A 22,690-nucleotide genomic window follows, 5' to 3' on the forward strand; every position below is an offset into this window, starting at 1 on the left:
CTGCTTTGATGAAGTCAGGACGGAGGCAACCGCGCGTCGCCTCCGTCTTTTGTATTGTGGCACATTGACGCGCTGCTGTTGCGGGCTAGTTCGCCTCTGCGAGGGAAGCCCCAACATTTCACGCCAGCAGCCAACATCCGATAGGAGGAGCCAGCATGATAAACTTTACCCTGAACGGCAAAGAGGTGAGCGTCGACGCGCCCGATGATACGCCCCTCTTGTGGGTGCTGCGCGACGACCTGCGGCTGACCGGCACGAAATTCGGCTGCGGTATCGCGCAATGCGGTGCCTGCACGGTCGAATTGAACGGCATGACCCGCCGCAGCTGTGTCACCCCGCTTTCTATGGTTGAAGGCTCCTATGTGACCACAATCGAGGGTGTCGACGGGCCAGAGGCCAAAGCGGTTCAAGCGGCGTGGGAGGCGATCGACGTGCCCCAATGCGGCTGGTGCCAATCCGGTCAGGTGATGAGTGCCACGGCCCTGCTGCGCGAGATCCCGAACCCCACGGACGAGGATATCGACAATGCAATGGCCGGCAACATCTGCCGCTGCGCCACCTATGTCCGTATCCGCGAGGCGATCAAGAACGCCGCCAAAGAGCTGGAGGGGTAAGGCATGACCAATCTTAATCTCTCTCGCCGCGGTTTTCTGTCTACCGCTTCTGCCGGACTGGTGATCGGCGTTGTTCTACCCGAAAAATCGCGCGCCCAGTCCGGTGCCGCGACCGCCTTTGATCCGGTGGCCGATCCGGCCACATTCGCGCCGAACGCCTTTGTGCGTGTCGCCCCCGATGACACGGTGACGGTGCTGATCAAACATATCGAATTCGGACAAGGGCCGAACACCGGCCTTGCGACCCTCGTGGCCGAGGAACTGGATGCCGACTGGTCGCAGATGCGTGCCGAAAGCGCGCCTGCCAATGATGAACTTTACGCCAATACGCTGTTCGGGTTGCAGGGCACAGGCGGGTCCACCGCGATGGCGAACAGTTATATGCAGATGCGCAAGGCCGGTGCCGCCGCCCGCGCGATGCTGGTTGATGCCGCCGCCGCCGAATGGGGCGTGCCCGCGTCCGAGATCACGATCTCGAAAGGGCGGATATCCCACCCCAACGGGACCGAAGCAGGCTTTGGCGCCTTCGCTGAAAAAGCCGCAACCATGACCGCTCCCGCCGAACCCAAGTTGAAAGAGGCCAAGGATTTTACCCTGATCGGCACCGATGTGCCAAAGCTGGACACCCATGCCAAGACAACCGGTCAGGCCGAATACACGATGGATGTCTACCGCGAGGGGATGGAAACGGTCGTCGTGGCGCACCCCGATAAGATGGGCGCCGTTGTCGCCAGCTTTGACGATACCGACGCGCTGAAGGTGCCGGGTGTCATCGCGGTACGTGAAATCCCGCAAGGGGTCGCGGTCTATGCCAAGACCACCGGTGCCGCGCTCAAGGGGCGCGAAGCATTGCAGGTGACATGGGACGACAGCAAAGCCGAAACCCGGTCGAGCGCGCAGATCTATGCGGATTTCTCGCGTGCCGCTGCCGAAGGCGGTCGCGCCGCGGAAGAGGTTGGCGATGCCATGGCGGGCATCGACGGGGCCGCGCAGGTGATCGAGGCAGAGTTCCACTTTCCCTATCTTGCCCATGCCGCGCTTGAACCGCTTGACGCCGTGCTTGAGGTCACGGACGGCAAGGCGGAGCTTTGGATGGGCTCGCAATTCCCGTCGCTCGACAAGCCGACGCTGGCCGCCACCTTGGGGATCGATCCATCGGATGTGCAGATCAACGTGATGTTCGCGGGCGGCAGCTTTGGCCGCCGCGCGCAGCCCACGGCCCATGTCGCCGCCGAAGTCGCCGAGATCGCGAAAGCCGCGGGTGGCAACGGCTCCTGGAAACTGCTTTGGACGCGCGAGGACGACATGATCGGCGGCTATTATCGCCCGCTGACCGTGCATAAGATGAAGGGTGGTCTGGACGCCGACGGCAATATCGTCGGGTGGCATGACGTGGTGGTGAACCAATCCATCATGGCCGGTGGTCCGATGGAAGGCATGATGAAAGACGGCATGGACCCCACGTCCTACGAGGGGGCCACCAAGATGCCCTACGATCTGCCCGCGCTCAAGGTGGACTGGGTCCGGCAGGACAGCCCCGTTTCCGTGCTCTGGTGGCGGTCGGTTGGCCATTCGCACACCGGTTACGCGACCGAGGTGTTTCTGGATCAACTGCTTGAGGCAGGGGGCAAAGACCCCGTTCAGGGGCGTCTGGACCTGATGAAAGGCGACGCCGGTCGCGACCGTGGCGTGTTGGAGAAAGTGTCCGCGCTGGCGGGTTGGGACGGCACCAAGGTGAAAGGGGATCGTGCCTACGGCGTCGCTGTGCACGAAAGCTTTAACACCTATGTGGCACAGATCGTCGAGGTTTCGGATCAGGGCGGCTTTCCCAAGGTGCATAAAATCTGGTGCGCCGTTGACTGTGGCGTCGCCGTGAACCCCAATGTCATCCGCGCCCAGATCGAAGGCGGGGCGGGCTATGGACTGGGATCGGTGCTGTTTGACGAGGTCACCCTTGGCGAAGGCGGCACCATCATGGAACGCAACTTTGACACCTACCGCATGCTGCGCATCAACGAGATGCCCCAGGTAGAGGTCGCTATCGTACAAAGCGATAACGACCCCACCGGTATCGGCGAACCCGGCTTGCCGCCTGTCGGTCCCGCCGTTGCAAACGCGTGGCGTGCCCTGACGGGGCAAGCTGTTACCAAACTGCCCTTTACCAAATCCGTAGGAGTGTAAGTCATGAAAAATACGCTGAACATCATGGCCATCACTGCGCTGATGGCGGGCCCTGTCATGGCAGAAACCGTCAACGGTCTGCGCACGGTTGACGAATTTGACGCGATCGAGGGGGAGGCAGAACGCTCCACCGCGCTGTTCGAGGAAATGATGGTGGTGATCGGGCATCCACGCTGCTTGAATTGCCACCCCGTCGATAACTCCCCGCGCCAAGGGATGGATATGCAGATGCATGAACCCCCCGTGGTACGTGGAGAGGCGGACTTTGGCGCGCCCGGTATGCGCTGCAACACCTGTCATGGCGAACAGAACTTTACCTTTGCCGCGGGCGGCGGGTCGATTCCAGGGCATACCCCCTGGCAACTGGCCCCGATTGAAATGGGCTGGATCGGCAAATCCGCTGCCGAAATCTGTGCCCAGATCAAGGACGAGGAACGCAATGGCGGTAAGACGCTGGAAGAGCTGCACGAGCATAACGCCGAAGACGGTCTGGTCGGCTGGGGGTGGCATCCGGGCGAGGGGCGCGAGCCCGCACCCGGCAGTCAGGAGATTTTTGGCGAGTTGACCAAGGCCTGGATCGAGACGGGTGCTGCGTGCCCCGCGGGGTAAATGCTTTTACATAACAGCAACGGGCCGCGCGGCGATGCGCGGCCCGTTGTCTTTGCGCTGGTGTGGGGGGTTAGGTTAGTCTTTGAACACCGCCAGCCCCAACCATTCGGCGACCATCGCGGGTGTCTCGACGCCTTCGATCTCGATAGTTAGCAGGTTCTCGCGCAGCATATCGGTGGCGTTGCGCGCCGTGACCTTTTGCAGCGTGAACCGCCCGCGCAGCCGCGACCCCGCCTTGACCGGAGTCAGGAACCGCAGCTTGTTCATGCCATAGTTAATGCCCATCACCTGTCCGGGCATCATATTAAAGCAATCATAGGCAAAGCGGCTCGCCAGCGACAAGGTCAGGAACCCATGCGCAATCGTTCCGCCAAAGGGCGTTTCCGCAGCGGCGCGTTCGGGGTCGATGTGAATCCACTGCATGTCGTGGGTGGTTTTGGCAAATTGGTCGATCATCTCTTGATCCACCGTGATCCAGTCAGAGACCCCGACCTCGGTCCCGATCAGCGTTTCACTATGGGCTAGTGCCTCTTTCAATGCAGACATGGGATACTCCTTCAGGATGGGTCCGCGGCAACACGCACCATGCGCTTGCCCTTGTTCTCACCGGCCAGCAGGCCGATCAGCGCCTGTGGCGCGTTTTCCAATCCGTCGACGATGTCCTCGGTCACCTTGATCTGCCCCGCCTCGACCCAGGTTTGCAACGCGCGCAGCGCCTTGGCGTCGTTCTGGGTCCAGTCCATCACGATAAAGCCTTCCATCCGCAGACGTTTGACCACGACCAGACCGGGCAGGTTGCGCGGACCGGTGGGGGTTTCGGTGTCATATTGGCTGACAGCACCACAGCAGACGATGCGGCCCTTTTCGTTCATCGCGAACAACGCGGCCTCAAGTACGGTGCCGCCGACGTTGTCGAAATAGACATCCACCCCGTCGGGGCAGGCAGCACGCAGGGCTTTGGACATGCCGGGGGCGCGGTAGTCGATGCAGGCGTCAAAGCCCAATTCCTCCGTCACCCATTTGCATTTCTCCGCTCCGCCCGCGATGCCCACGACCCGACAGCCAAGCGCCTTGGCGATCTGGCCGACATAGCCACCGACCGACCCTGCGGCGGCCGACACCAGCACGGTTTCACCCGCAACCGGTTGCCCGACCGAGATCAGCCCGTGATAGGCGGTTTTGCCCGCGATGCCGTAAACAGACATCAGGTTCGACAGCTGCGGCACCTTTGGCAACTTCTCGCACTTGCGCGCATCGGCGACGACAAAGTTCGACCACGTTGCCTCTGACGCGACGATATCGCCAACGGCCAGACGGTCGCTGCTGCTCTCGACGACCTCGCAGATGGCATAGGTGGGCATGGCATCACCGGCGTTGACCGCCACGCGGTAGGTCGCGCCTTTCATCCATGACCGGTTGGCCGCGTCGATGGACATCAGGATCACCTTGAGCAGCACCTGACCGTCGGCTGCCACGGGCATATCAGTGGTGGTCTGTTTGAAATGCGCAGGCGTCAACGAATCGCTGGGCAGTTCTGCGATGACAATCTGTGTGTTGGTCATTTTGAACGTCCTATCTGCTTATTGAACATCCAACACCACTTTGCCCTGCACCTTACGGTCCTGCATCAGGTTGAGAGCGTCGGCGGCTTTTTCCAGCGGATAGCGGGCAGAGATGCGGGGCTTGATCTGGCCACCCGCATACATACGGAACAGATCGGCCATGTTTTCGGCATGTACCTTGGGTTCACGGGCCGTATGCGCGCCCCAGAAAACACCCATGATCTGCGAGCCCTTAAGCAGCGTCAGGTTCAACGGGATCTTGGGGATACCGGCAGGGAAGCCCACGACCAGATAGCGGCCTTTCCACGCCAGCGCGCGTACGGCGGGTTCGGCATAGGCACCGCCTACGGCGTCATAAACCACATCGACACCCTCACCGCCCGACAGCTTCTTGATCTCGTCCGAGAAGGCTTTCTGCGTCGCACGGTCATCCATGTCGCGGCTGTAGATGATCGTCTCGTCCGCGCCCAGATCACGGCAGAACTGCGCCTTGTCTTCCGACGATACGGCAGCGATCACACGGGCACCGGCGGCTTTCGCCAGTTCGATCGCGGCCACGCCAACGCCGCCCGCAGCGCCCATGATCAGCAAGGATTCGCCGGGCTGGATTTCGGCGCGGTTTTTCAGCGCGTGATGGGAGGTGCCATAGGTCAGCACCAGACATGACGCTTCGTCATATGGCATCGCATCGGGGATCTTCTGCACCCGTTCCGCGTCCACAATGATGTCTGTCGCAAAGCCGCCAAAGCCGGTCATCGCCAGCACCCGGTCGCCCACAGCAACGTTGGAAACGCCCTCTCCCACGGCGTCCACATCGCCTGAAACCTCGCCACCCGGCGCGAAGGGGCGGGGCGGCTTCATCTGGTAAAGATCCTTGATAATCAAGGTGTCAGGGAAGTTCAGCCCCGCTGCGCGGATGCGAATACGCACCTGACCTTTCTTCGGTTCAGGCTGTGGCATCTCTGTCAGTTCCAGCGTTTCGGGGCCGCCGGGGGCAGTGCTAAGCATGGCTTTCATCGGGTCATTCCTCCTCTAGATTTGCAAAGCAATAGGCGCGTTCAGAAACTGTCTTGTCAATCGAATTTCGAAATGCAATTTTGCAGTGCGGAATTGGAGTTCGCAAAACGAGGGGGGAGAAAAGATGCAGTCCGAACAGGAACTGGAGGGTTTCCGCGCGGAGCTGCGCGATTGGCTGGAGGCAAACTGCCCGGCCGAAATGCGCGGCGGTGAGCCGAGTGAAGCATCGATATGCTGGGGTGGCAAGAATTTTGAGTTCGAATCCGACGCGCAGCGCGTCTGGATGGAGCGCGCCGCGTCCAAGGGCTATACCGTGCCCACATGGCCCGTCGAATACGGCGGGGCGGGGATGAACCGCGCGCAGGAAAAGATCTTTAAAGAAGAGATGGACCGGATCGAGGCGCGCAACCCGTTGCAAAGCTTTGGCATCTGGATGCTTGGGCCCGCCTTGCTGCACTTTGGCACGCATGAACAGAAACTGCATTATTTGCCCCCGATCGCCCGCGGTGAAATCCGCTGGTGTCAGGGCTATTCCGAGCCGGGGGCCGGGTCGGATCTGGCCAGTGTCCAGACCAAAGGCGAGGACAAGGGCGATCATTGGCTGGTAAACGGTCAGAAGATCTGGACCTCCTACGCCGATAAAGCCGACTGGATTTTCGCGCTGATCCGTACGGATCGTGACGCGCCCAAGCACAAGGGTATCTCCTTTCTGCTGATCGACATGGAAGACGCAGGCGTCGAGACCCGCCCGATCAAGCTGATCTCTGGCGCGTCGGTCTTCTGCGAGACGTTCTTTACCAACGTGAAGGTGCCCAAGGACCGGATCGTCGGCGAAGAGAACCGCGGTTGGGACGTGGCGAAATACCTGCTGACCCACGAGCGCGAGATGATCTCGGGCGGGGGGCAGGGCCTGTCGGGCGGTCGTGCGCTTGGGGCAGTGCTGAATGAATCTCTGGCCGAGGGGCAAGAGATGGACACCGTGTTGCGCGCCGATGCGATGCGCTGCGAGGTGGACGCGCTTGCCATTGGCCTCACGCTGGAACGCTACAAGGATCAGGCCGAGGCCGGTACCGGCGCGGGGGATGCCTCGGCGATGCTGAAATACATGGGCACAGAGCTGAACATGCAGCGCCACGAATTACTGATGGCCGCTGGTGGCAGCGACGCGCTGGAATGGGACGGGCCTTTGGGCAACCGTCCCGCGGACTGGCTGCGTACAAAGGCCAATTCAATCGAAGGCGGCACGAGCGAGGTGATGCTGAGCATTATCTCCCGCCGCGTGCTTGGGCTTCCGGGGTAAAATCATGGTAAAACTAGTATTAACAGAAGACGAAACCATGCTGGCCGACTCGGCGCGCGGTTTCCTTGACAAATCCGCCCCCGTCAAAGCGTTCCGCGACTTGCGCGATGCCGGGCAGACCCATGACGCGAAGATGTGGAAAGAGATGGCCGCGATGGGATGGGCCGGTGTGCTGGTCCCTGAAAGCGCGGGTGGCGTTGATATGGGTCATGCGGCTGCGGGTATTCTGGCGCAGGAAATGGGCAAGAGGCTGGCCGTCAGCCCGTTCCTTTCGACGGCAGTGATCGCGGCGACAGCCCTGCGCCACGTCAGCGATGCGCGCGCCGAGGCCGCGCTGGCCAAGATTGCCAGCGGCGATGCGACCTATGCGTTGGCGGTGGATGAAACATCGAAGTTCAACCCCGATGCCACGGCAATGACCGCCACGGCGGAAGGCAACGGTTTTCGCCTGACGGGCAAGAAGACCTTTGTCGTCGATGGCGCCTTGGCGGACCGTTTGCTGGTGCTGGCCAAGACAGACAACGGGCTGACCCTGTTCGACATTCCCGCTGACCGCGCAGGCATCACACGCAACGCGCAGAACATGATCGACGCACGCGATTCCGCGCGGATCGATTTTGATAACGTCGAAGCGACGGGCGACGATGTCTTGGGTCAGGTCGATGATGCCATGACCGTGCTGAAACCCGCGATCGAGGCAGGGCAGGCCGCCCTCGCCGCCGAGATGGCGGGCGTTGCTGCGGGAGCTTTTGGCATGACCGTGGGCTATCTGAAAGAACGCAAGCAGTTCGGCACGTTGATCGGCACCTTCCAGGCCTTGCAACACCGCGCCGCCCATCTGTGGTGCGAGACGGAAGTCACCGCCTCTGCCGTGTTGCATGCAGGGCGCAAGCTGGACGAAGACCCCGACAATGCGACGATGGCCGTGTCGCTCGCCAAGGCCCGTGCGACATCGACCGCCAAGCTGGCGGTGATCGAAGGGGTACAGATGCACGGCGGGATCGGCATGACAGACGCTTTCGACATCGGTTTTTACATGAAGCGCGCCCGTGTGGGTGCCGAATGGCTGGGGGACTACGGCTATCACGCTGCCCAGGTCGCCAAGCACAGAGGATTCTAAGGCATGGATATTCAAACACTTTTCGGGCTAGAGGGTAAAACCGCGCTGGTCACAGGCGGGGCGACCGGGATTGGCCGTATGGCCGCCGAGGCGCTGGTGCGTGCCGGTGCCCGCGTGTTGATCGCCAGCCGCAAGGGCGAGGCCTGCGAGGCCGTGGCGAAAGAGCTGAATGCGCTCGGGGCCTCTGGCTCTGCCGAGGGGTTCGCGGGCGATGTCGGCACCGAGGAAGGTGTCGACGCAATGGTCGCAGCGGTGAAGGACCGGACCGAGAGCCTTGATATCCTGATGAACAACGCGGGCATCACCTGGGGCGCGCCTTTGGGTGATTTCCCGTTCAAGGCCTGGGGCAAGGTCATGGACGTGAACGTCGCGGGACTGTTCGATCTGACGCAAAAACTGCTGCCGCTGCTCAAGGCGAACGCGACAATCGACGATCCAGCGCGGGTGGTGAACGTCGGATCGGTGATGGGCGAACGCGAGATGGGCGATGGCGCCTACAGCTACTCAGCCTCGAAAGCCGCGGTGATCCACCTGAGCAAGATCCTCGCCAAGGAACTGGCAGGTGACGCGATCACCGTGAACGCATTGGCCCCCGGACCCTTCGTGTCGCGGATGACCGCCTTTGCGACCCACGACGAGGATATGCGCAACAAGGTGGGCGAAGACGTCCCCCTGCGCCGCGTCGGAACCGATACGGATATCGCGGGCTGCATGTTGTTCCTTTGCGGCAAGGGTGGTGCCTATATCACCGGCGCGATTGTCCCCGTCAGCGGCGGCATCAATGTGATGAGCGGGCCGAACATCTTTGAACAAGCACTGCACTAAGGGGCGATGATGGATATTCGTTTTGACAACCGCGTCGCTATTGTCACCGGCGCGGGCACGGGCCTAGGGCGCAGCCATGCGCTTGGCCTCGCGGCGCGCGGTGCACGCGTTATGGTCAATGATCTGGGCGTGACAACCGATGGGCAGGGGTCTTCGTCGGCGGCTGCCGAGGCTGTCGCGCAGGAAATCCGCGACGCGGGCGGCGAGGCGATGGCGCATGGCTGTGATGTTTCGGATGAAGCCGGTGTGAAGGATATGGTCGCTCAGGTCATGGACGCCTGGGGCCGCATCGACATTCTGGTGAACAACGCGGGCATCCTGCGGGATAAGACGTTTTCCAAGATGGAGATGTCGGATTTCCGCAAGGTCGTCGACGTGCATCTGATCGGGTCGGCGAATGTGACCCACGCCTGCTGGCCGATCATGCGCGAACAGAAATACGGGCGCATTGTGCTGACATCCTCGGCCTCGGGGCTGTATGGCAACTTTGGTCAATCCAACTACGGTGCGGCCAAAGCGGCGATGATGGGGCTGATGAACGTGCTGCATCTGGAAGGCGCGCGTGACAATATCCGCGTCAACACGCTGGCCCCCACAGCGGCCACGCGGATGACCGCCGATCTGCTGCCTGAACAGGCCCAGGCCCTGCTGGCCCCCGAAACGATCACCCCCGGCCTGCTGTACCTTGTCAGCGAGGACGGCCCCAGCCGTGTGATCCTTGGGGCAGGGGCGGGCGGCTTTGCCCAGACCCGTATTTACGAAACGGAAGGCGTGACCTTGACCGGCGACGAGAATACCCCTGAAGGTGTCGCATCCGCTTTCGACAAAATCACCGACGCAGGCGGCCAGCAAGAGCTGACCGATGCCTTTAGTCAAACGAAGAAATACGCGCTCAATGCAGCCAAGGCCCAGGGTCTTGATCTGGATTGGGGCTAACAGACGAACTTTCAAAGGGAGATCACCATGCGTGACGCAGTAATCGTATCCACCGCCCGTACCCCGATCGGCAAAGCCTATCGCGGTGCGTTCAACGCCACCACACCACAGGCGCTTGCCGCCCACGCCATCGAGAACGCCGTGAAGCGCGCGGGTCTTGACGGGTCGGAAATCTCTGACTGTGTCATCGGTTCCGCCTTGCAGCAGGGGCATCAGGCCGGCAACATCGCGCGTCAGGCCGCTATCCGCGCAGGTCTGCCCGTGACCGTTGCAGGCATGTCGCTGGACCGTCAGTGTGCATCCGGCATGATGGCAATCGCCACCGCGGCCAAACAAGTGATCACCGACGGGATGGACATTGTCATCGGCGGCGGTGTCGACAGCATTTCCCTCGTGCAAACGCCAGAGATGCGCGTCAGTGCCGACCCATGGCTCAAGCAGAACAAGCCCGAAATCTACATGACCATGCTGGAGACAGCCGAAAACGTTGCAGAACGCTATAACGTGAGCCGCGAAGCGCAGGACGAGTACGCGGCGCGCAGCCAAGAGCTGACGCACCAAGCGCAACAGGCCGGCCGCTTTGACGACGAGATCGTCGCGATGACCACCACGATGATGGTTCAGGACAAAGAGACCAAAGAGATTTCCAAGCACGAAGTCACCTTGGAAAAAGACGAGGGCAACCGCCCCGGCACCACGGCGGAAAGCCTTGCCGGTCTGAAGCCCGTGTTCAAAGACGGCATCCACCTGCCCGAAGGCAAGTTCATCACTGCGGGCAACGCCTCGCAGCTGTCCGATGGTGCCTCTGCCGCTGTGGTCATGGAAGCCAAGGAAGCCGAACGTCGCGGTCTTCAGCCACTGGGTCGCTACGTCGGTGTGATGGCCGCAGGCTGCGAGCCCGACGAAATGGGCATCGGTCCGATCTATGCCGTGCCAAAGCTGCTGGAAGCGCATGGCCTGAAGATCGAAGACATCGGTCTGTGGGAACTGAATGAAGCCTTTGCCTGCCAGGTGATCGCATCGCGCGACAAACTGGGCATCCCGGACGAGCTGTTGAACGTCGACGGCGGCGCGATCTCTATCGGTCACCCCTACGGCATGTCCGGCGCACGCATGGTTGGCCACGCGCTGATCGAAGGCAAGCGTCGCGGTGCCAAATACGTTGTCTGCACCATGTGTGTTGGCGGCGGCATGGGTGCTGCTGGCCTCTTTGAGGTTCTGTAAACCATCATGGGAGAGCTACTGGTCATCCGCCACGGTCAGGCGTCTTTCGGGGCTGACAACTATGACAAGTTGTCGGACCTCGGGCACCGGCAATCCGAGGCCGTCGGCCAGTTGCTACGCGATACCGGCTGGGTGCCGGACCGGACAATCACCGGCACCCTGACCCGCCAGAAAGAAACGCTTGCCTCGATGGGATTCGAGGCAGGCGACACCCACCCCGGCCTAAATGAATATGATTTTCAGAACCTGCTGGACGCGCGCTATAAAGGGGCGGTTCCGGAACTGGTCAAGGGCGACCGCAAGGTGCATTTCCGTACCCTGCGCGAAACCGTCTTTCAGTGGCAGGCAGACGAGATCGAAGGCCCCGCCGAGACTTGGGCCAATTTCACCGACCGCGTGGAAGCCGCCCGTCTGATCGCCTGTGCCGAAGGGGCGGAGCGCGTGCTTGCCGTAAGCTCCGGTGGGGTGATCGGGCAGCTTACGGCGGCGTCACTCGGCGCACCGCATAAAATGATGATGACCTTGAACCTGCAGATCAAGAACACATCGATCACCAAATTCGTCTTCACCAAATCCGCGTTTTTCCTTCATGAATTCAACGTGACCCCGCATCTGATGTCAGCCGAGACTGCTGACATGCTGACCTATAGTTAAGGAACGGTAGCCATGAGCACAGACACCCAGACACTCGATATTCCGAAGGTCAGCGCCTATCTGGAAAAACACCTTGAGGGCTTTGAAGGCCCGCTTGAGGTCTCCAAGTTCCAGGCCGGTCAGTCCAACCCGACGTTCTTGCTGAAAACCCCGTCGCGTAACTATGTGCTGCGTCGCAAACCGCCGGGGGTTCTGTTGAAATCCGCCCACGCGGTTGATCGTGAGTTCCGCGTGCAAAAGGCGTTGCAGGATACCGATGTGCCGGTGTCGAAAATGCACCTGCTGTGCGAAGACGACGACGTGATCGGGTCGGCCTTCTACATCATGGATCATATCGACGGGCGCAACTTCATGGACCCGCGCATGCCCGACATGGACAAGGCAGGCCGCGCTGGCGTGATTGACGAGATGAACCGCGTGCTTGCCGCCCTGCACGAGGTGGACATCGACGCGGTGGATCTGTCGGATTACGGCCCTCCCGGTAACTATTATGAACGTCAGGTCGCCCGCTGGACCAAGCAATACCGCGCGTCCGAAACCGAAGACCTGCCCGCGATGAACCAGCTGATCGAAAAGCTGACCGCCAGCATCCCCGCGGATGACGGGCAGCGCACGCTGGTGCATGGCGACTACCGCATCGACAATATGATGTTCGAGAAAGACGGCACCAAATGTCTGGCCATTCTGGACTGGGAACTGTCGACCATCGGGCACCCTTACGCTGACCTTGCGGCCGTTATCATGCAGTGGCAAATGCCGGCGGGCACCGAAGGGCGCGGTTTTGGCGGTGTGGACCGCGCAGCGCTTGGCGTGCCGAGTGATGCCGAATTCATCGCCAAATACTGCGAACGCCGCGGGCTGGACGGGATCGACAACTTTGGCTTCTACCTCGCCTTTTGCTTCTTCCGCATGGCGGGGATCATTCAGGGCGTGTTGAAACGCGCGCTGGACGGCAATGCCTCCAACCCCGAGCGGGCGATGAAGGTCGGGGCCTATGTCCCTGTGTTTGCGGAAAACGGGCTAAAAGCGCTGGAAGGCAAGTAAGATGGCCTCCAACGAGTTCGCAACAGATCCGGCAGAGACGAAGGACAGAAACTTTGTCACGGCGCTTGCCCGCGGGCTGGATATGTTGCGCTGCTTTCGGGAAAACGAGACAGCCCTGACCAACACGGATTTCTCCGAACGGACAGGGCTGCCCAAGGCGACGGTGTCGCGCTTGACCCATACGCTGGTGGAACTGGACTATCTTGTCGCCGACGCCCGCACCGGCACCTATCGGCTGGGCGCAGGGGTGCTGCAGCTTGGCTTTGGCGTGCTGTCGAGTATGGAGATCGGGGACCGCGCGCAGGAAGAGATGCGCAAGCTGCGCGACGGGCCCAATTCCTATGTCACCATCGCGATCGGAGAGGTCCACCGCCTGGACGTTGTCTATATCGCGACCAAACGCTCGCGCGAGGATGTGGCGTTGCAAATTCGCGTCGGGTCACGGCTGCCGCTGTTTGATTCTGCCATTGGTCGCGCCATCCTGACCGGCATGTCCGACGAAAGCCGCGACCGCGCGTTCCGCTATGCTGCAGCCGAAGGGCCCGAGTTCGAAGCCCGCGCGCGCGACAGCTATGCCGCCGCGATGACAGAGTTTGCAGATAAGGGATTTTGTTCAAGCTATGGCGATTGGCGTCCCGATGTGAACGGCATCGCGGTGCCCGTGTTTTCGCCCAACGGATCGCAGGTTTACGGGCTGAATGTGGGCGGTCCCGCTTTCCACGTGAAGAAACGGCAACTTGAAACGACCTATGCACAGCTTTTGTCGGCAGCGGCGCAAGCCATCAGCATCCGGTTTTAGGGTGTGGACCCGCGGGGCGGGAGAATCAACTTGGCCGGTCGTATAGATTTCAGCCACTGCGGCCAACAGCTTCGTTCCAGTGGCTGGAATTGGCAAATCTGCGGTGCCATGACAATTGTCAGGATCGCACCCGCCGCCGCAAATTTTTTTTGAATAGTGTCCAGCGGACATCTGTCAGGCACCGCGTAAAAACTGATCAGCCGTCACAATCTTGTGCAATTCATTAATATATTTATTTTCAAATGCTTATTTCTGACCCTGCGTCAAAAAACGGCATCGGGCAAAATTTCACGCAGGTGTTTTCGCCCGTACCGTCACGCAATATATGGCATAACCGACGGTGCAGGCTCGCAACTTATGAATAGAGGCGCTTGACAATAAATCGCATTATGCAAGGCTCTTCCCAAGGTCTGGCAATCCAAAAAACGCATTAAAAGCGCCGGGCCGTCCTTGGGAGGATTAAAATGAAAAATATCGCTAAGTACGGCGCGGTTTCCGCGCTTTCTTTGGTCATTGGCGCGAGCGCAGCCTTTGCCGAAAACATCAAGATCGCGTTCATTGACCCGCTGTCCGGTCCATTCGCAAGCACTGGCACCAACGGCCTGCATCAGTTCGAATTCGCGGCTGATTACATGGTAAACGACAAAGGCGGTCTGCTGGACGGCCAAAAAATGGAAGTGCTGCCTTTTGATAACAAGATCAGCCCCAAAGAATCCCTTATTCAGCTTCAGGTCGCGATTGACCAAGGCGCGCGCTATATCGTTCAGGGGAACTCCTCTGGCGTTGCGAACGCATTGACCGAAGCGATCGACAAGCACAACCGCCGCAACCCCGACAGCCGTGTTCTGTTCCTGAACTATGCCGCTGTGGACCCTGCGCTGACCAACGACAAATGCAACTTCTGGCATTTCCGTTTCGACGCCAACTCTGACATCAAGATGGACGCGCTGACCGATGTGATCGTTCAGGACGAGGACATCAAGAAAGTCTATATCATCGGGCAGGACTATTCCTTTGGTAAGGCTGTGTCTGCCGCCGCCAACGAAATGCTGGGCGCGAAAGGTGACGGCATCGAGATCGTCGGTGACGAGCTGCACCCCATCGGCAAGGTGAAAGACTTTACCCCCTACGCGCGCAAGGTTGTATCCTCTGGTGCGGATGCCGTGATTACCGGGAACTGGGGCGCTGACATGCTGGGCATCGGTAAGGCGATCATCGACAACGGGTTCGAAGGGCCGATCTATACCTATTACGCTGCGGGTTCCGGCATCACGGCCGCCTTTGGTGAAAGCGGTAAAGACAAGATTCGCCTAATTTCGCAAGGCAGCATCAACCCGATCGCCACCGAAGAAGCGCGCGACACCTACAACGCCTTCCTTGAGAAGTATCCAGACGGCAACATCGACCAAAGTCGTATCTTCAACACCATCGGTATGCTGGCCCAGGCCATCACCGAAGCGGGCTCCGCCACCGATGTGGTCGCCGTGGCCAGCAAGCTGGAAGGCATGGAATACGACAGCATGTGGGGTGGTAAACTGTTCATGCGTCCGCAAGATCACCAGATCATTCAGGACATGCATGTGGGCGTCCACACAAACGACAACCTGGACTTTGACTATGACCAGTCCGGATATGGTGTCGTGACTGAATCGACCGTCGAAATGGCGTCGATGGACAGCCCGACAACCTGCGAGATGAAGCGCCCCGAATAAGGCGATTTCTCTCGGGTCCGCCTGCGCTGGCGGGCGGGCCCCTCTTGCACCTTGCCACCACACTACTGGAGGGGCCTCATGGACCTCATTCTCGTCAACCTCATCGACGGGCTGGTTACTGGATTGCTGTTGTTCATGCTCTCCGCCGGTCTGACCCTAATTTTCTCGATGATGGGTGTTTTGAACTTCGCTCACGCCAGCTTTTACATGCTTGGTGCCTATTTCGCCTACCAGATCAGTCTTGCGCTCGGCTTCTGGATGGGGCTGCTGATCGCGCCGCTCGTCGTGGGTGTGATGGGGGCAGGGGTTGAACGCTACGGCCTGCGCCGGGTTCACCAATACGGACACGTGCCCGAACTGATCTTTACCTTTGGTCTGGCGCTGTTGATCGAAGAACTGGTGCAATTCATCTGGGGCAAGAACCAACTGCCCTACGCCATTCCTGACGCGTTGAACTTTACCGCGTTTGCGATCTCGGGGAATTCGATCCCCGCTTATAAGATATTCATGATCTTCATCTCGATCAGCATCTTTATCGGGTTGCTTTACGTGCTGACCAAGACCCGCGTCGGCATGATCATTCAGGCCGCGCTCAGCTATCCGCGCACGGTCGAAGCCTTGGGCCACAATGTGCCGCTGATCTTTATGGGGGTCTTCGGGGTCGGCACGGCGCTGGCCGGTGTGGCCGGTGTGATTGCCGGACCGGTGCTTGGCACATTCCCCGGTATGGCCTTTGTGCTGGGGTCGATCGTGTTCGTGACCATCGTGATCGGCGGCCTCGGGTCGCTCTGGGGGGCGCTGATCGCGTCGCTTTTGATCGGCTGGATCACCACTTTCGCCAAATCCTACAACATCGAGATGGAGAACATCCTGACCGGCCTTGGCATCTCTAAACCCGAGAGCCTGGATGACAGCATATTCCGCGACTTCTGGAGCCTCACGAGCCCGCAGATCGCCGACATCTTGCCCTATATCCTGATGGTGCTGATCCTCATCTTCCGCCCGGCAGGTCTTTTCGGAAAGCGCAGCTCATGACAGTTTCAGATCCAAGAACCGACATTCCCAAAGGCGCCCGCCCGAAAGAGCAGATCACCACGGACCCGTCCAAACCCGCGCAGCGTATGCGGTCAGGGTCGCTGGTGCTGACATTGGCCCCCTGGGTCATTGCCTCTGTCGTGCTGGCCATCCTGCCGATGGTGTTTACCAATAATTCGGCACTGACGATCATGAACCAGATGTCGATCACGATCGTCTTCGCGCTGGCCTATAACATGCTGCTCGGGCAGGGGGGTATGCTGTCCTTTGGCCATGCGGTCTATGCAGGTGTGGGGGGCTTTGCCTGTATGCACATCATGAACATGTCCGATTTCTTCTCGACCATTCCCCTGGTGATCCTGCCGGTGTTTGGTGGTCTCTTCGGCATGGGTCTGGCGATGATCGTCGGCGCGTTTTCGACCCGTAACGCGGGCACGGTATTCGCCATGATCTCGCTGGGTGTGGGCGAATTAATCGCGGCCTGTTCCGTCATCATCGTTGCGTTCTTTGGTGGCGAGGAAGGCATCAGCGGCGACCGGACCTACGCACAGCCCTTCTTTGGCGTCGAATTCCTGCAACAGATCGAGGTCTATTACCTGACCGCTGGCTGGGTCGTGATCTCTGCCGCGCTGATGTACCTCTGGAGCCGTACCCCTGTGGGTCGCATGGCAAACGCCGTGCGCGACAATCCCGAACGGGCAGAGTTTCTGGGCTATTCCTCGCGGTGGGTCCGCTTCTACAGCTTTGTCGCCTCTGGCTTCTTTGCAGGCGTGTCCGGTGGGCTTTTCGCGATCAACTACGAAATCCTGACCGAGGAAAACCTGAACACCGCCTCGTCAGGGATCATCCTGCTGGTGACCTTCCTTGGCGGCGTCGGGTTCTTCTTTGGCCCGATCATCGGGGCCATCGCCTTTACCCTGCTGCAAACCGTTCTGAGCCTGTCGACCGAGCTTTGGGCCTTTTATGCGGGCGTCCTGTTCCTATCCACGGTGATGTTCTTCCCCGGTGGTCTGGCAGGTCTGCTGATGATGCATGTGCCTGTGTTCAAACTGGGCAAGGCATCGACGTTGATCATGCCCTATCTCAAAACGTTGCTGCCCGCGGCAATCGGTTTGATGGGGCTGGCCGCCTTGGTCGAGATGACTTTCCACTACCGTCATGGCGCTACGGGTGACAATGAAATGACCGTCTTCTGGACCACCTTCGACAGCCACACGCTGATGCCGTGGCTGGTGGCGGGCGCGATAACGCTGATCGGGCTTGGCATTGCCAAGGCCACAGCACCCGCGCTGAAAGAAGCATGGAGTGAAGCAAACACAGCAGGAGGCGCGTCATGAGCACACCCGCACTTGAACTGACTGGCCTCAAGAAAAGCTTTGGCAAGGCCGAGATCATCCGCGGCATCGACCTGAGCATCGGCAAGGCGGAACGTCACGCCGTGATCGGGCCGAACGGCGCGGGGAAATCGACGCTGTTCAACCTGATCACCGCACGGTTTGCGCCTTCGGCTGGAACGGTAAAACTGCACGGAGAGGATCTGGCGGGGCTCGAACCCTTCCAGATCAACCGCAAGGGGCTAAGCCGCTCGTTCCAGATCACCAACATCTTTCCGGCGATGAGCGTGTTTGAAAACGTGCGCTGTGCGCTTTTGTGGTCGCAGGGCTATAAATACAGCTTCTGGAATCTGGTGAACCGGTCCCGTGAACTGACCGAGGGTGCGGACCGCATCCTTGACCAGATCAACCTGCTGGAACGGCGCAACCTGCCCGCGGGCACCCTGTCTTACGCCGAACAGCGCGCGCTTGAAATCGGGATCACCATCGCGGGCGGTGCCGATGTCATCATGCTGGACGAACCGACGGCGGGGATGAGCAACACGGAAACCGACTATATCACCGACCTGATCCTCAAGGTGACCGCGGGCAAGACGCTGATCATGGTGGAACATGACATGAGCGTGGTCTTCGGTCTCGCCGACCGGATTTCGGTGCTGGTCTATGGCGAAATCATCGCCACCGGAAAACCCGAAGAGGTGCGTGCAGACGCCCGCGTACAAGAAGCCTATCTGGGCGCCGCATTGGAGGCAGAACACTAATGATGCTCGAAGTCACGGATATGCACGCCTTCTACGGCAAGTCCCACATCCTTCAAGGGGTGAACCTGAACGTCAAAGAAGGCGAGATCGTCGCGCTTCTGGGGCGCAACGGGGTGGGACGGTCCACCACTTGCAAGGCCATCATGGGCGAGGTCGAACCGAAAGGATCGGTCAAGTTTCAGGGGCAGGAGATCAGCGGCAAGAAAGCGTTCCAGATCGCCAATATGGGGATCGGCTATGTGCCCGAGAACCGCGATATCTTTCCCGGTCTCACGACGCGGCAGAACCTGACGCTGGGTCTGAAGCCGGGGCAGAAGGATGGCGCGGGCCGTTGGTCAATGCAGTCGATGTTTGACATGTTCGAAAACCTCGACCGCCGCGCCGACGTCGAAGCCTCGGTTCTGTCGGGGGGGGAACAGCAGATGTTGACCATGTGTCGCACGCTGATGGGCGACCCCGATCTGGTCATGATCGACGAACCCACCGAAGGTCTGTCCCCGCAGATGGTACAGAAGGTCGCCGAGGTGCTCAAAGAGATCGCCAACCGCGGGATCTCTACCCTACTGGTGGAACAGAAACTGTCGATCGCGATGGACATCGCGGATCGGGTCTATGTCATGGGGCATGGTCAGGTGGTCTATGAGGGCACGCCGGCTGAATTGCGCCAGCGTGATGATGTGCGCAAGGAATGGCTTGAGGTCTGATGACCTAAGCCGGACCATTACCAGTAAATCATCTATTGAAATCGTCGCGTTCCGCGGCCTCATCCTCCTGAGGCGCGGTCGCGGCTCGGGAGGAAAGTTTTTTGGCGTTCGACACAAATAAGCTGGGGCGCATCGGGGACTGGATGCAGACCTATGTGGACCGCAAACGGTTTGCCGGGTGTTCGGTGCTGGTGGCGCAGGGCGGGCAAGAGGTCTACTTTGATGCCAAGGGCCAGCGCGACACGGATACCGGCCAGCCGTTCACACGCGACACGATCGCCCGCATCTATTCGATGACCAAGCCCGTCACCTCGGTCGGCATCATGATGTTGGCGGAACGCGGGCTGTTCCACCTTGATGCGCCGGTGTCCGATTTCATCCCTGCTTTCGCGGATATGCGCTGCCTGATCGACGGTGCCACCGCGGCGGATCAGGCCGAACCCTGCCAGACGCCGACACTGCACCAGCTGCTGACCCATACCTCGGGGCTGAGCTATCCATTCAACCCCGGCATCACGGCGAAGGCGATGGACGAGGCCGACATCCTGTTCCGCGCCGATCAGGGATCGCTGGCAGAGATGACCGACCGCGTGGCCGCATTGCCGCTGGCGTTTCACCCCGGCACCCGTTGGGAATATTCCGTGGGCATCGACGTGCTTGGCCGCGTGATAGAGGTCGTTTCGGGCAAGTCGCTAGAGGCGTTTTTGGTTGATGAAATCCTTGGCCCCCTTGGCATGGAGGAGACGCGGTTTTCCGTCCCCGCAGGTGGCATTGACCGCTTTGCCTCGCTTTACACCCCGCTGGCAGGCAGCGCCTATGGCATGAACGCGGCCAAACCAGAGACGCCCGTGCTGCGCTGCGTGGACAAGCCCGACACCTCCCCCTTCCTGAACGCCGAGATGCATTCTGGCGGCGGCGGGCTGGTGGGTACCATTGATGATTACCTCAAGTTCGCCGAGATGCTGCGCACCGGTGGGGCGGGGCTGATCTCGCCCAAGACGCTCGACTTTATGATGCGCAACCATCTGCCCGGCGACATCGCATCGATGGGGCCTGCCAGCTTTGCCGAACAACCGATGGAAGGGATGGGCTTTGGCCTTGGCGGTGCCGTGGTGCTGAACCCCGGTCGCGTCCGCGTTCCCAGCAGCCTAGGCGATTTCAGCTGGGGCGGCATGGCCTCTACCTTCTTCTGGGTTGATCCGGTGCTGGATCTGTCTGTCGTATTCTTCACGCAGCTTGCGCCGTCCAGCTCGTACCCCGCGCGCCCCCAACTCAAGGCCCTCATCCACGGAGCGATGACATGAACGATATCCTTTGGACCCCGACAAAAGAGCGCGCCGATGCCTCGACCATGGCGGAATTTGAACGGTTCCTGAAAGACCACCGCGGGCTGACGTTCGACGACTACAACGCCATGTGGGAGTGGAGCGTGACCGATCTTGACGGGTTCTGGTCCGCGATCTGGGACTATTTCGACGTACAGGCCAGCGCGCCCTACACGACCGTGATGGCAAAGCGTCAGATGCCCGGTGCCGAATGGTGCCCCGGCGCGATGCTGAACTACACCGACCAGATCATGAAGCATGTGGACAGCCAGCCTGACGGCGATGCGCTGATCGTGCAGTCCGAAACCTTTGGCCGCAAACGTCTGTCGTGGTCCGAGCTGCGCGCACAAGTGGCAAGCGTCGCCGCGCATCTGCGGGATATGGGCGTGACCAAAGGCGATCGCGTTGTCGCCGTGTTGCCCAATACCGAAACCGCGATGATCGCCTTTCTGGCCACCGCGAGCATCGGCGCGATCTGGTCGCTTTGCGCCCCCGATATGGGGCATGTCGCCATTCTGGACCGGTTCAAGCAGATCGAACCCAAGGTGCTGATCGCGCAAGACGGCTATGTCCACGCGGGCAAAACCGTGGACCGTCGCGAGATCCTCGCAGGGCTAGAGGCGGCGCTGCCAAGTCTGGTGCAATGCGTCACGGTGCCTTTTGTCGGGGATCTGCCCAAGGGGCATATGGCGTGGGACAGCCTGCTGGACCGCGACGCACCCTATGAAAGCACGCAAGTCCCCTTCGATCATCCGCTGTGGATCGTCTATTCCTCCGGCACCACCGGCAACCCCAAGCCGATCGTGCACGGGCATGGCGGGATCATTCTGGAATCCGCAAAACAATCCCTGCACCATGATCTTCGGCGCGGCGGACGCTATTGCTGGCTGACATCCTCGGGCTGGATCATGTGGAACTCGCAATTCACCGCACTGGGGCAGGGCACCACGGTCGCGATGTTCGACGGGGCGCCGAATTATCCTGACATGGGCGTGATCTGGCGCTTTGTCGCGGATGAAAAGCTTGATTTCTTTGGGGCAGGCGCGGCCTTCTTTAGCGGTTGCATGAAGGCAGGGCTGACCCCGCGTGACGAGGTTGACCTTTCTGCGTTGCGCTCGCTCGGCTCGACCGGATCACCGCTCAGCTCGGACGCGTATGACTGGATATATTCCAAGGTGAAAGAAGACGTCTGGCTGGCGCCCATCTCGGGCGGAACCGATCTGGCGGGGGCCTTTGTGCTGGGCCATCCCGGCATGCCGGTGCGCGCTGGTGAAATGCAGTGCCGCGCGCTTGGCAACGCGGTGCGTGCCTTCGACGAGGATGGCAATGACCTGACCGGCGTTGTGGGCGAATTGGTCTGTACCGAGCCGCTGCCGTCAATGCCGCTATACTTTTGGGGCGACGATGATGGCAGCCGCCTACACGACAGCTATTTCGACACCTACCCCGGCATCTGGCGCCACGGCGACTGGATCGAGATCAACGATAATGGCGGGTCGGTGATCTATGGCCGCTCTGACGCCACGATCAACCGCAAGGGTCTGCGCCTTGGCAGTGCGGAAATCTATCAGGCCGTCGAAGGGCTGGACGAGGTGATGGACAGCCTTGTTGTCGACCTCGAATTTCTGGGCCGCGAAAGCTTTATGCCGCTCTTTGTGGTGCCGGCCCAAGGCGTCGCCTTTGATGACGCCTTCAAGGACAAGATCAACGCGGCAATCCGAAAGAACGTCTCGGCCCGGTTCATCCCGAACGAGATCATCGAGGTCGCCGAGATCCCCCGCACCCTATCTGGCAAAAAGCTTGAGGTTCCTGTGAAAAAGCTATTGCTTGGTCAGGATCCGGAAAAGGTGGTGAACAGGGATTCAATGGCCAATCCGGACAGCTTTGATTTTTATGTCGCCTACGCCAATGCGCGTGCGACCCGGAAGGACTGA

The 22,690-nt window shown here is 60.3% G+C and carries 21 protein-coding genes; 18 read left to right on the forward strand and 3 right to left on the reverse strand.

The features are described from left to right. Window positions 1–155: 155 nt before the first annotated feature. Genes C1J04_RS17070 through C1J04_RS17080 form a run of 3 tightly spaced genes read left to right on the forward strand, consistent with a single transcriptional unit; the run spans window position 156 to window position 3,404 of the window. Window positions 156–614, forward strand: coding sequence for a (2Fe-2S)-binding protein (locus C1J04_RS17070; protein WP_009824309.1), 459 nt, complete (start codon window positions 156–158; stop codon window positions 612–614). A gap of 3 nt (window positions 615–617) precedes the next feature. Beyond that, the gene (locus tag C1J04_RS17075) at window positions 618–2,795 is read left to right on the forward strand and encodes a xanthine dehydrogenase family protein molybdopterin-binding subunit (RefSeq protein ID WP_037953459.1); all 2,178 of its coding nucleotides are present in this window, start codon (window positions 618–620) and stop codon (window positions 2,793–2,795) included. 3 nt (window positions 2,796–2,798) lie between these two features. Then, window positions 2,799–3,404 carry a hypothetical protein gene (locus C1J04_RS17080; RefSeq protein ID WP_005849102.1) on the forward strand — a complete coding sequence of 202 codons (606 nt, stop codon included), beginning with the start codon at window positions 2,799–2,801 and terminating at the stop codon, window positions 3,402–3,404. 75 nt (window positions 3,405–3,479) lie between these two features. On the opposite strand, the gene C1J04_RS17085 is transcribed toward C1J04_RS17080, so the two are convergent. The 3 genes from C1J04_RS17085 to C1J04_RS17095 are packed head-to-tail and all read right to left on the reverse strand — an operon-like array spanning window position 3,480 to window position 5,983. Then, a complete protein-coding gene (locus C1J04_RS17085; RefSeq protein WP_005849103.1) occupies window positions 3,480–3,950 on the reverse strand; it encodes a MaoC family dehydratase in 471 nt (156 codons plus the stop codon). Between the two features lie 11 nt (window positions 3,951–3,961). Next, complete coding sequence (locus C1J04_RS17090) at window positions 3,962–4,966, reverse strand: NADP-dependent oxidoreductase (RefSeq protein ID WP_009824307.1); 1,005 nt, start codon at window positions 4,964–4,966, stop codon at window positions 3,962–3,964. An 18-nt stretch (window positions 4,967–4,984) separates the two neighbouring features. Next, a complete protein-coding gene (locus C1J04_RS17095) occupies window positions 4,985–5,983 on the reverse strand; it encodes an NADPH:quinone oxidoreductase family protein (protein WP_009824306.1) in 999 nt (332 codons plus the stop codon). A gap of 124 nt (window positions 5,984–6,107) precedes the next feature. Here C1J04_RS17095 and C1J04_RS17100 point away from each other — a divergent pair, with 124 nt between their 5' ends. The 15 genes from C1J04_RS17100 to C1J04_RS17170 all read left to right on the forward strand — a co-directional run bounded on the left by C1J04_RS17100 (window position 6,108) and on the right by C1J04_RS17170 (window position 22,690). After that, window positions 6,108–7,283, forward strand: coding sequence for an acyl-CoA dehydrogenase family protein (locus tag C1J04_RS17100; RefSeq protein ID WP_005849108.1), 1,176 nt, complete (start codon window positions 6,108–6,110; stop codon window positions 7,281–7,283). Between the two features lie 4 nt (window positions 7,284–7,287). Next, on the forward strand, window positions 7,288–8,403 hold the full coding sequence (locus tag C1J04_RS17105) for an acyl-CoA dehydrogenase family protein (protein WP_254655091.1): 1,116 nt from the start codon (window positions 7,288–7,290) through the stop codon (window positions 8,401–8,403). 3 nt (window positions 8,404–8,406) lie between these two features. Beyond that, window positions 8,407–9,228: an SDR family oxidoreductase gene (locus C1J04_RS17110; protein WP_009824304.1), complete on the forward strand. Its 822-nt coding sequence runs from the start codon at window positions 8,407–8,409 to the stop codon at window positions 9,226–9,228. A 9-nt stretch (window positions 9,229–9,237) separates the two neighbouring features. After that, window positions 9,238–10,164 (forward strand): SDR family NAD(P)-dependent oxidoreductase, encoded by a 927-nt coding sequence (locus C1J04_RS17115; RefSeq protein WP_009824303.1) that lies wholly within the window; start codon window positions 9,238–9,240, stop codon window positions 10,162–10,164. A 27-nt stretch (window positions 10,165–10,191) separates the two neighbouring features. Continuing rightward, window positions 10,192–11,388 carry an acetyl-CoA C-acyltransferase gene (locus C1J04_RS17120; protein ID WP_005848837.1) on the forward strand — a complete coding sequence of 399 codons (1,197 nt, stop codon included), beginning with the start codon at window positions 10,192–10,194 and terminating at the stop codon, window positions 11,386–11,388. Window positions 11,389–11,394: 6 nt separating this feature from the next. Then, window positions 11,395–12,042 carry a histidine phosphatase family protein gene (locus tag C1J04_RS17125; protein ID WP_009824302.1) on the forward strand — a complete coding sequence of 216 codons (648 nt, stop codon included), beginning with the start codon at window positions 11,395–11,397 and terminating at the stop codon, window positions 12,040–12,042. A 12-nt stretch (window positions 12,043–12,054) separates the two neighbouring features. Continuing rightward, a complete protein-coding gene (locus C1J04_RS17130; RefSeq protein WP_009824301.1) occupies window positions 12,055–13,086 on the forward strand; it encodes a phosphotransferase family protein in 1,032 nt (343 codons plus the stop codon). A 1-nt stretch (window position 13,087) separates the two neighbouring features. Next, window positions 13,088–13,885 (forward strand): IclR family transcriptional regulator, encoded by a 798-nt coding sequence (locus C1J04_RS17135; RefSeq protein WP_009824300.1) that lies wholly within the window; start codon window positions 13,088–13,090, stop codon window positions 13,883–13,885. A 464-nt stretch (window positions 13,886–14,349) separates the two neighbouring features. Next, the gene (locus tag C1J04_RS17140; RefSeq protein ID WP_009824299.1) at window positions 14,350–15,597 is read left to right on the forward strand and encodes a branched-chain amino acid ABC transporter substrate-binding protein; all 1,248 of its coding nucleotides are present in this window, start codon (window positions 14,350–14,352) and stop codon (window positions 15,595–15,597) included. Between the two features lie 78 nt (window positions 15,598–15,675). Continuing rightward, window positions 15,676–16,632: a branched-chain amino acid ABC transporter permease gene (locus C1J04_RS17145; RefSeq protein WP_005848848.1), complete on the forward strand. Its 957-nt coding sequence runs from the start codon at window positions 15,676–15,678 to the stop codon at window positions 16,630–16,632. After that, entirely contained in the window at window positions 16,629–17,969 is a 1,341-nt protein-coding gene (locus C1J04_RS17150; protein ID WP_009824298.1) for a branched-chain amino acid ABC transporter permease, read from the forward strand. The genes C1J04_RS17145 and C1J04_RS17150 overlap by 4 nt, the downstream gene beginning before the upstream one ends. Continuing rightward, window positions 17,966–18,727 carry an ABC transporter ATP-binding protein gene (locus C1J04_RS17155; protein WP_009824297.1) on the forward strand — a complete coding sequence of 254 codons (762 nt, stop codon included), beginning with the start codon at window positions 17,966–17,968 and terminating at the stop codon, window positions 18,725–18,727. Before C1J04_RS17150 ends, C1J04_RS17155 begins: the two co-directional genes overlap by 4 nt. A gap of 2 nt (window positions 18,728–18,729) precedes the next feature. Then, a complete protein-coding gene (locus tag C1J04_RS17160) occupies window positions 18,730–19,431 on the forward strand; it encodes an ABC transporter ATP-binding protein (RefSeq protein WP_174226639.1) in 702 nt (233 codons plus the stop codon). A gap of 101 nt (window positions 19,432–19,532) precedes the next feature. Then, window positions 19,533–20,735 carry a serine hydrolase domain-containing protein gene (locus C1J04_RS17165; protein WP_037953457.1) on the forward strand — a complete coding sequence of 401 codons (1,203 nt, stop codon included), beginning with the start codon at window positions 19,533–19,535 and terminating at the stop codon, window positions 20,733–20,735. Continuing rightward, a complete protein-coding gene (locus C1J04_RS17170) occupies window positions 20,732–22,690 on the forward strand; it encodes an acetoacetate--CoA ligase (RefSeq protein WP_009824295.1) in 1,959 nt (652 codons plus the stop codon). Before C1J04_RS17165 ends, C1J04_RS17170 begins: the two co-directional genes overlap by 4 nt.

Source organism: Sulfitobacter sp. SK025, from assembly GCF_003352105.1.
Taxonomy (GTDB): Bacteria; Pseudomonadota; Alphaproteobacteria; order Rhodobacterales; family Rhodobacteraceae; genus Sulfitobacter; species Sulfitobacter pontiacus.

What these genes read in the sequence shown, in the direction of transcription:
- C1J04_RS17070 (WP_009824309.1), top strand. Translation starts at nt 156, where the DNA reads ATGATAAACTTTACCCTGAACGGCAAAGAGGTGAGCGTCGACGCGCCC.
- C1J04_RS17075 (WP_037953459.1), top strand. Translation starts at nt 618, where the DNA reads ATGACCAATCTTAATCTCTCTCGCCGCGGTTTTCTGTCTACCGCTTCT.
- C1J04_RS17080 (WP_005849102.1), top strand. Translation starts at nt 2,799, where the DNA reads ATGAAAAATACGCTGAACATCATGGCCATCACTGCGCTGATGGCGGGC.
- C1J04_RS17085 (WP_005849103.1), bottom strand. Translation starts at nt 3,950, where the DNA reads ATGTCTGCATTGAAAGAGGCACTAGCCCATAGTGAAACGCTGATCGGG.
- C1J04_RS17090 (WP_009824307.1), bottom strand. Translation starts at nt 4,966, where the DNA reads ATGACCAACACACAGATTGTCATCGCAGAACTGCCCAGCGATTCGTTG.
- C1J04_RS17095 (WP_009824306.1), bottom strand. Translation starts at nt 5,983, where the DNA reads ATGAAAGCCATGCTTAGCACTGCCCCCGGCGGCCCCGAAACGCTGGAA.
- C1J04_RS17100 (WP_005849108.1), top strand. Translation starts at nt 6,108, where the DNA reads ATGCAGTCCGAACAGGAACTGGAGGGTTTCCGCGCGGAGCTGCGCGAT.
- C1J04_RS17105 (WP_254655091.1), top strand. Translation starts at nt 7,288, where the DNA reads ATGGTAAAACTAGTATTAACAGAAGACGAAACCATGCTGGCCGACTCG.
- C1J04_RS17110 (WP_009824304.1), top strand. Translation starts at nt 8,407, where the DNA reads ATGGATATTCAAACACTTTTCGGGCTAGAGGGTAAAACCGCGCTGGTC.
- C1J04_RS17115 (WP_009824303.1), top strand. Translation starts at nt 9,238, where the DNA reads ATGGATATTCGTTTTGACAACCGCGTCGCTATTGTCACCGGCGCGGGC.
- C1J04_RS17120 (WP_005848837.1), top strand. Translation starts at nt 10,192, where the DNA reads ATGCGTGACGCAGTAATCGTATCCACCGCCCGTACCCCGATCGGCAAA.
- C1J04_RS17125 (WP_009824302.1), top strand. Translation starts at nt 11,395, where the DNA reads ATGGGAGAGCTACTGGTCATCCGCCACGGTCAGGCGTCTTTCGGGGCT.
- C1J04_RS17130 (WP_009824301.1), top strand. Translation starts at nt 12,055, where the DNA reads ATGAGCACAGACACCCAGACACTCGATATTCCGAAGGTCAGCGCCTAT.
- C1J04_RS17135 (WP_009824300.1), top strand. Translation starts at nt 13,088, where the DNA reads ATGGCCTCCAACGAGTTCGCAACAGATCCGGCAGAGACGAAGGACAGA.
- C1J04_RS17140 (WP_009824299.1), top strand. Translation starts at nt 14,350, where the DNA reads ATGAAAAATATCGCTAAGTACGGCGCGGTTTCCGCGCTTTCTTTGGTC.
- C1J04_RS17145 (WP_005848848.1), top strand. Translation starts at nt 15,676, where the DNA reads ATGGACCTCATTCTCGTCAACCTCATCGACGGGCTGGTTACTGGATTG.
- C1J04_RS17150 (WP_009824298.1), top strand. Translation starts at nt 16,629, where the DNA reads ATGACAGTTTCAGATCCAAGAACCGACATTCCCAAAGGCGCCCGCCCG.
- C1J04_RS17155 (WP_009824297.1), top strand. Translation starts at nt 17,966, where the DNA reads ATGAGCACACCCGCACTTGAACTGACTGGCCTCAAGAAAAGCTTTGGC.
- C1J04_RS17160 (WP_174226639.1), top strand. Translation starts at nt 18,730, where the DNA reads ATGCTCGAAGTCACGGATATGCACGCCTTCTACGGCAAGTCCCACATC.
- C1J04_RS17170 (WP_009824295.1), top strand. Translation starts at nt 20,732, where the DNA reads ATGAACGATATCCTTTGGACCCCGACAAAAGAGCGCGCCGATGCCTCG.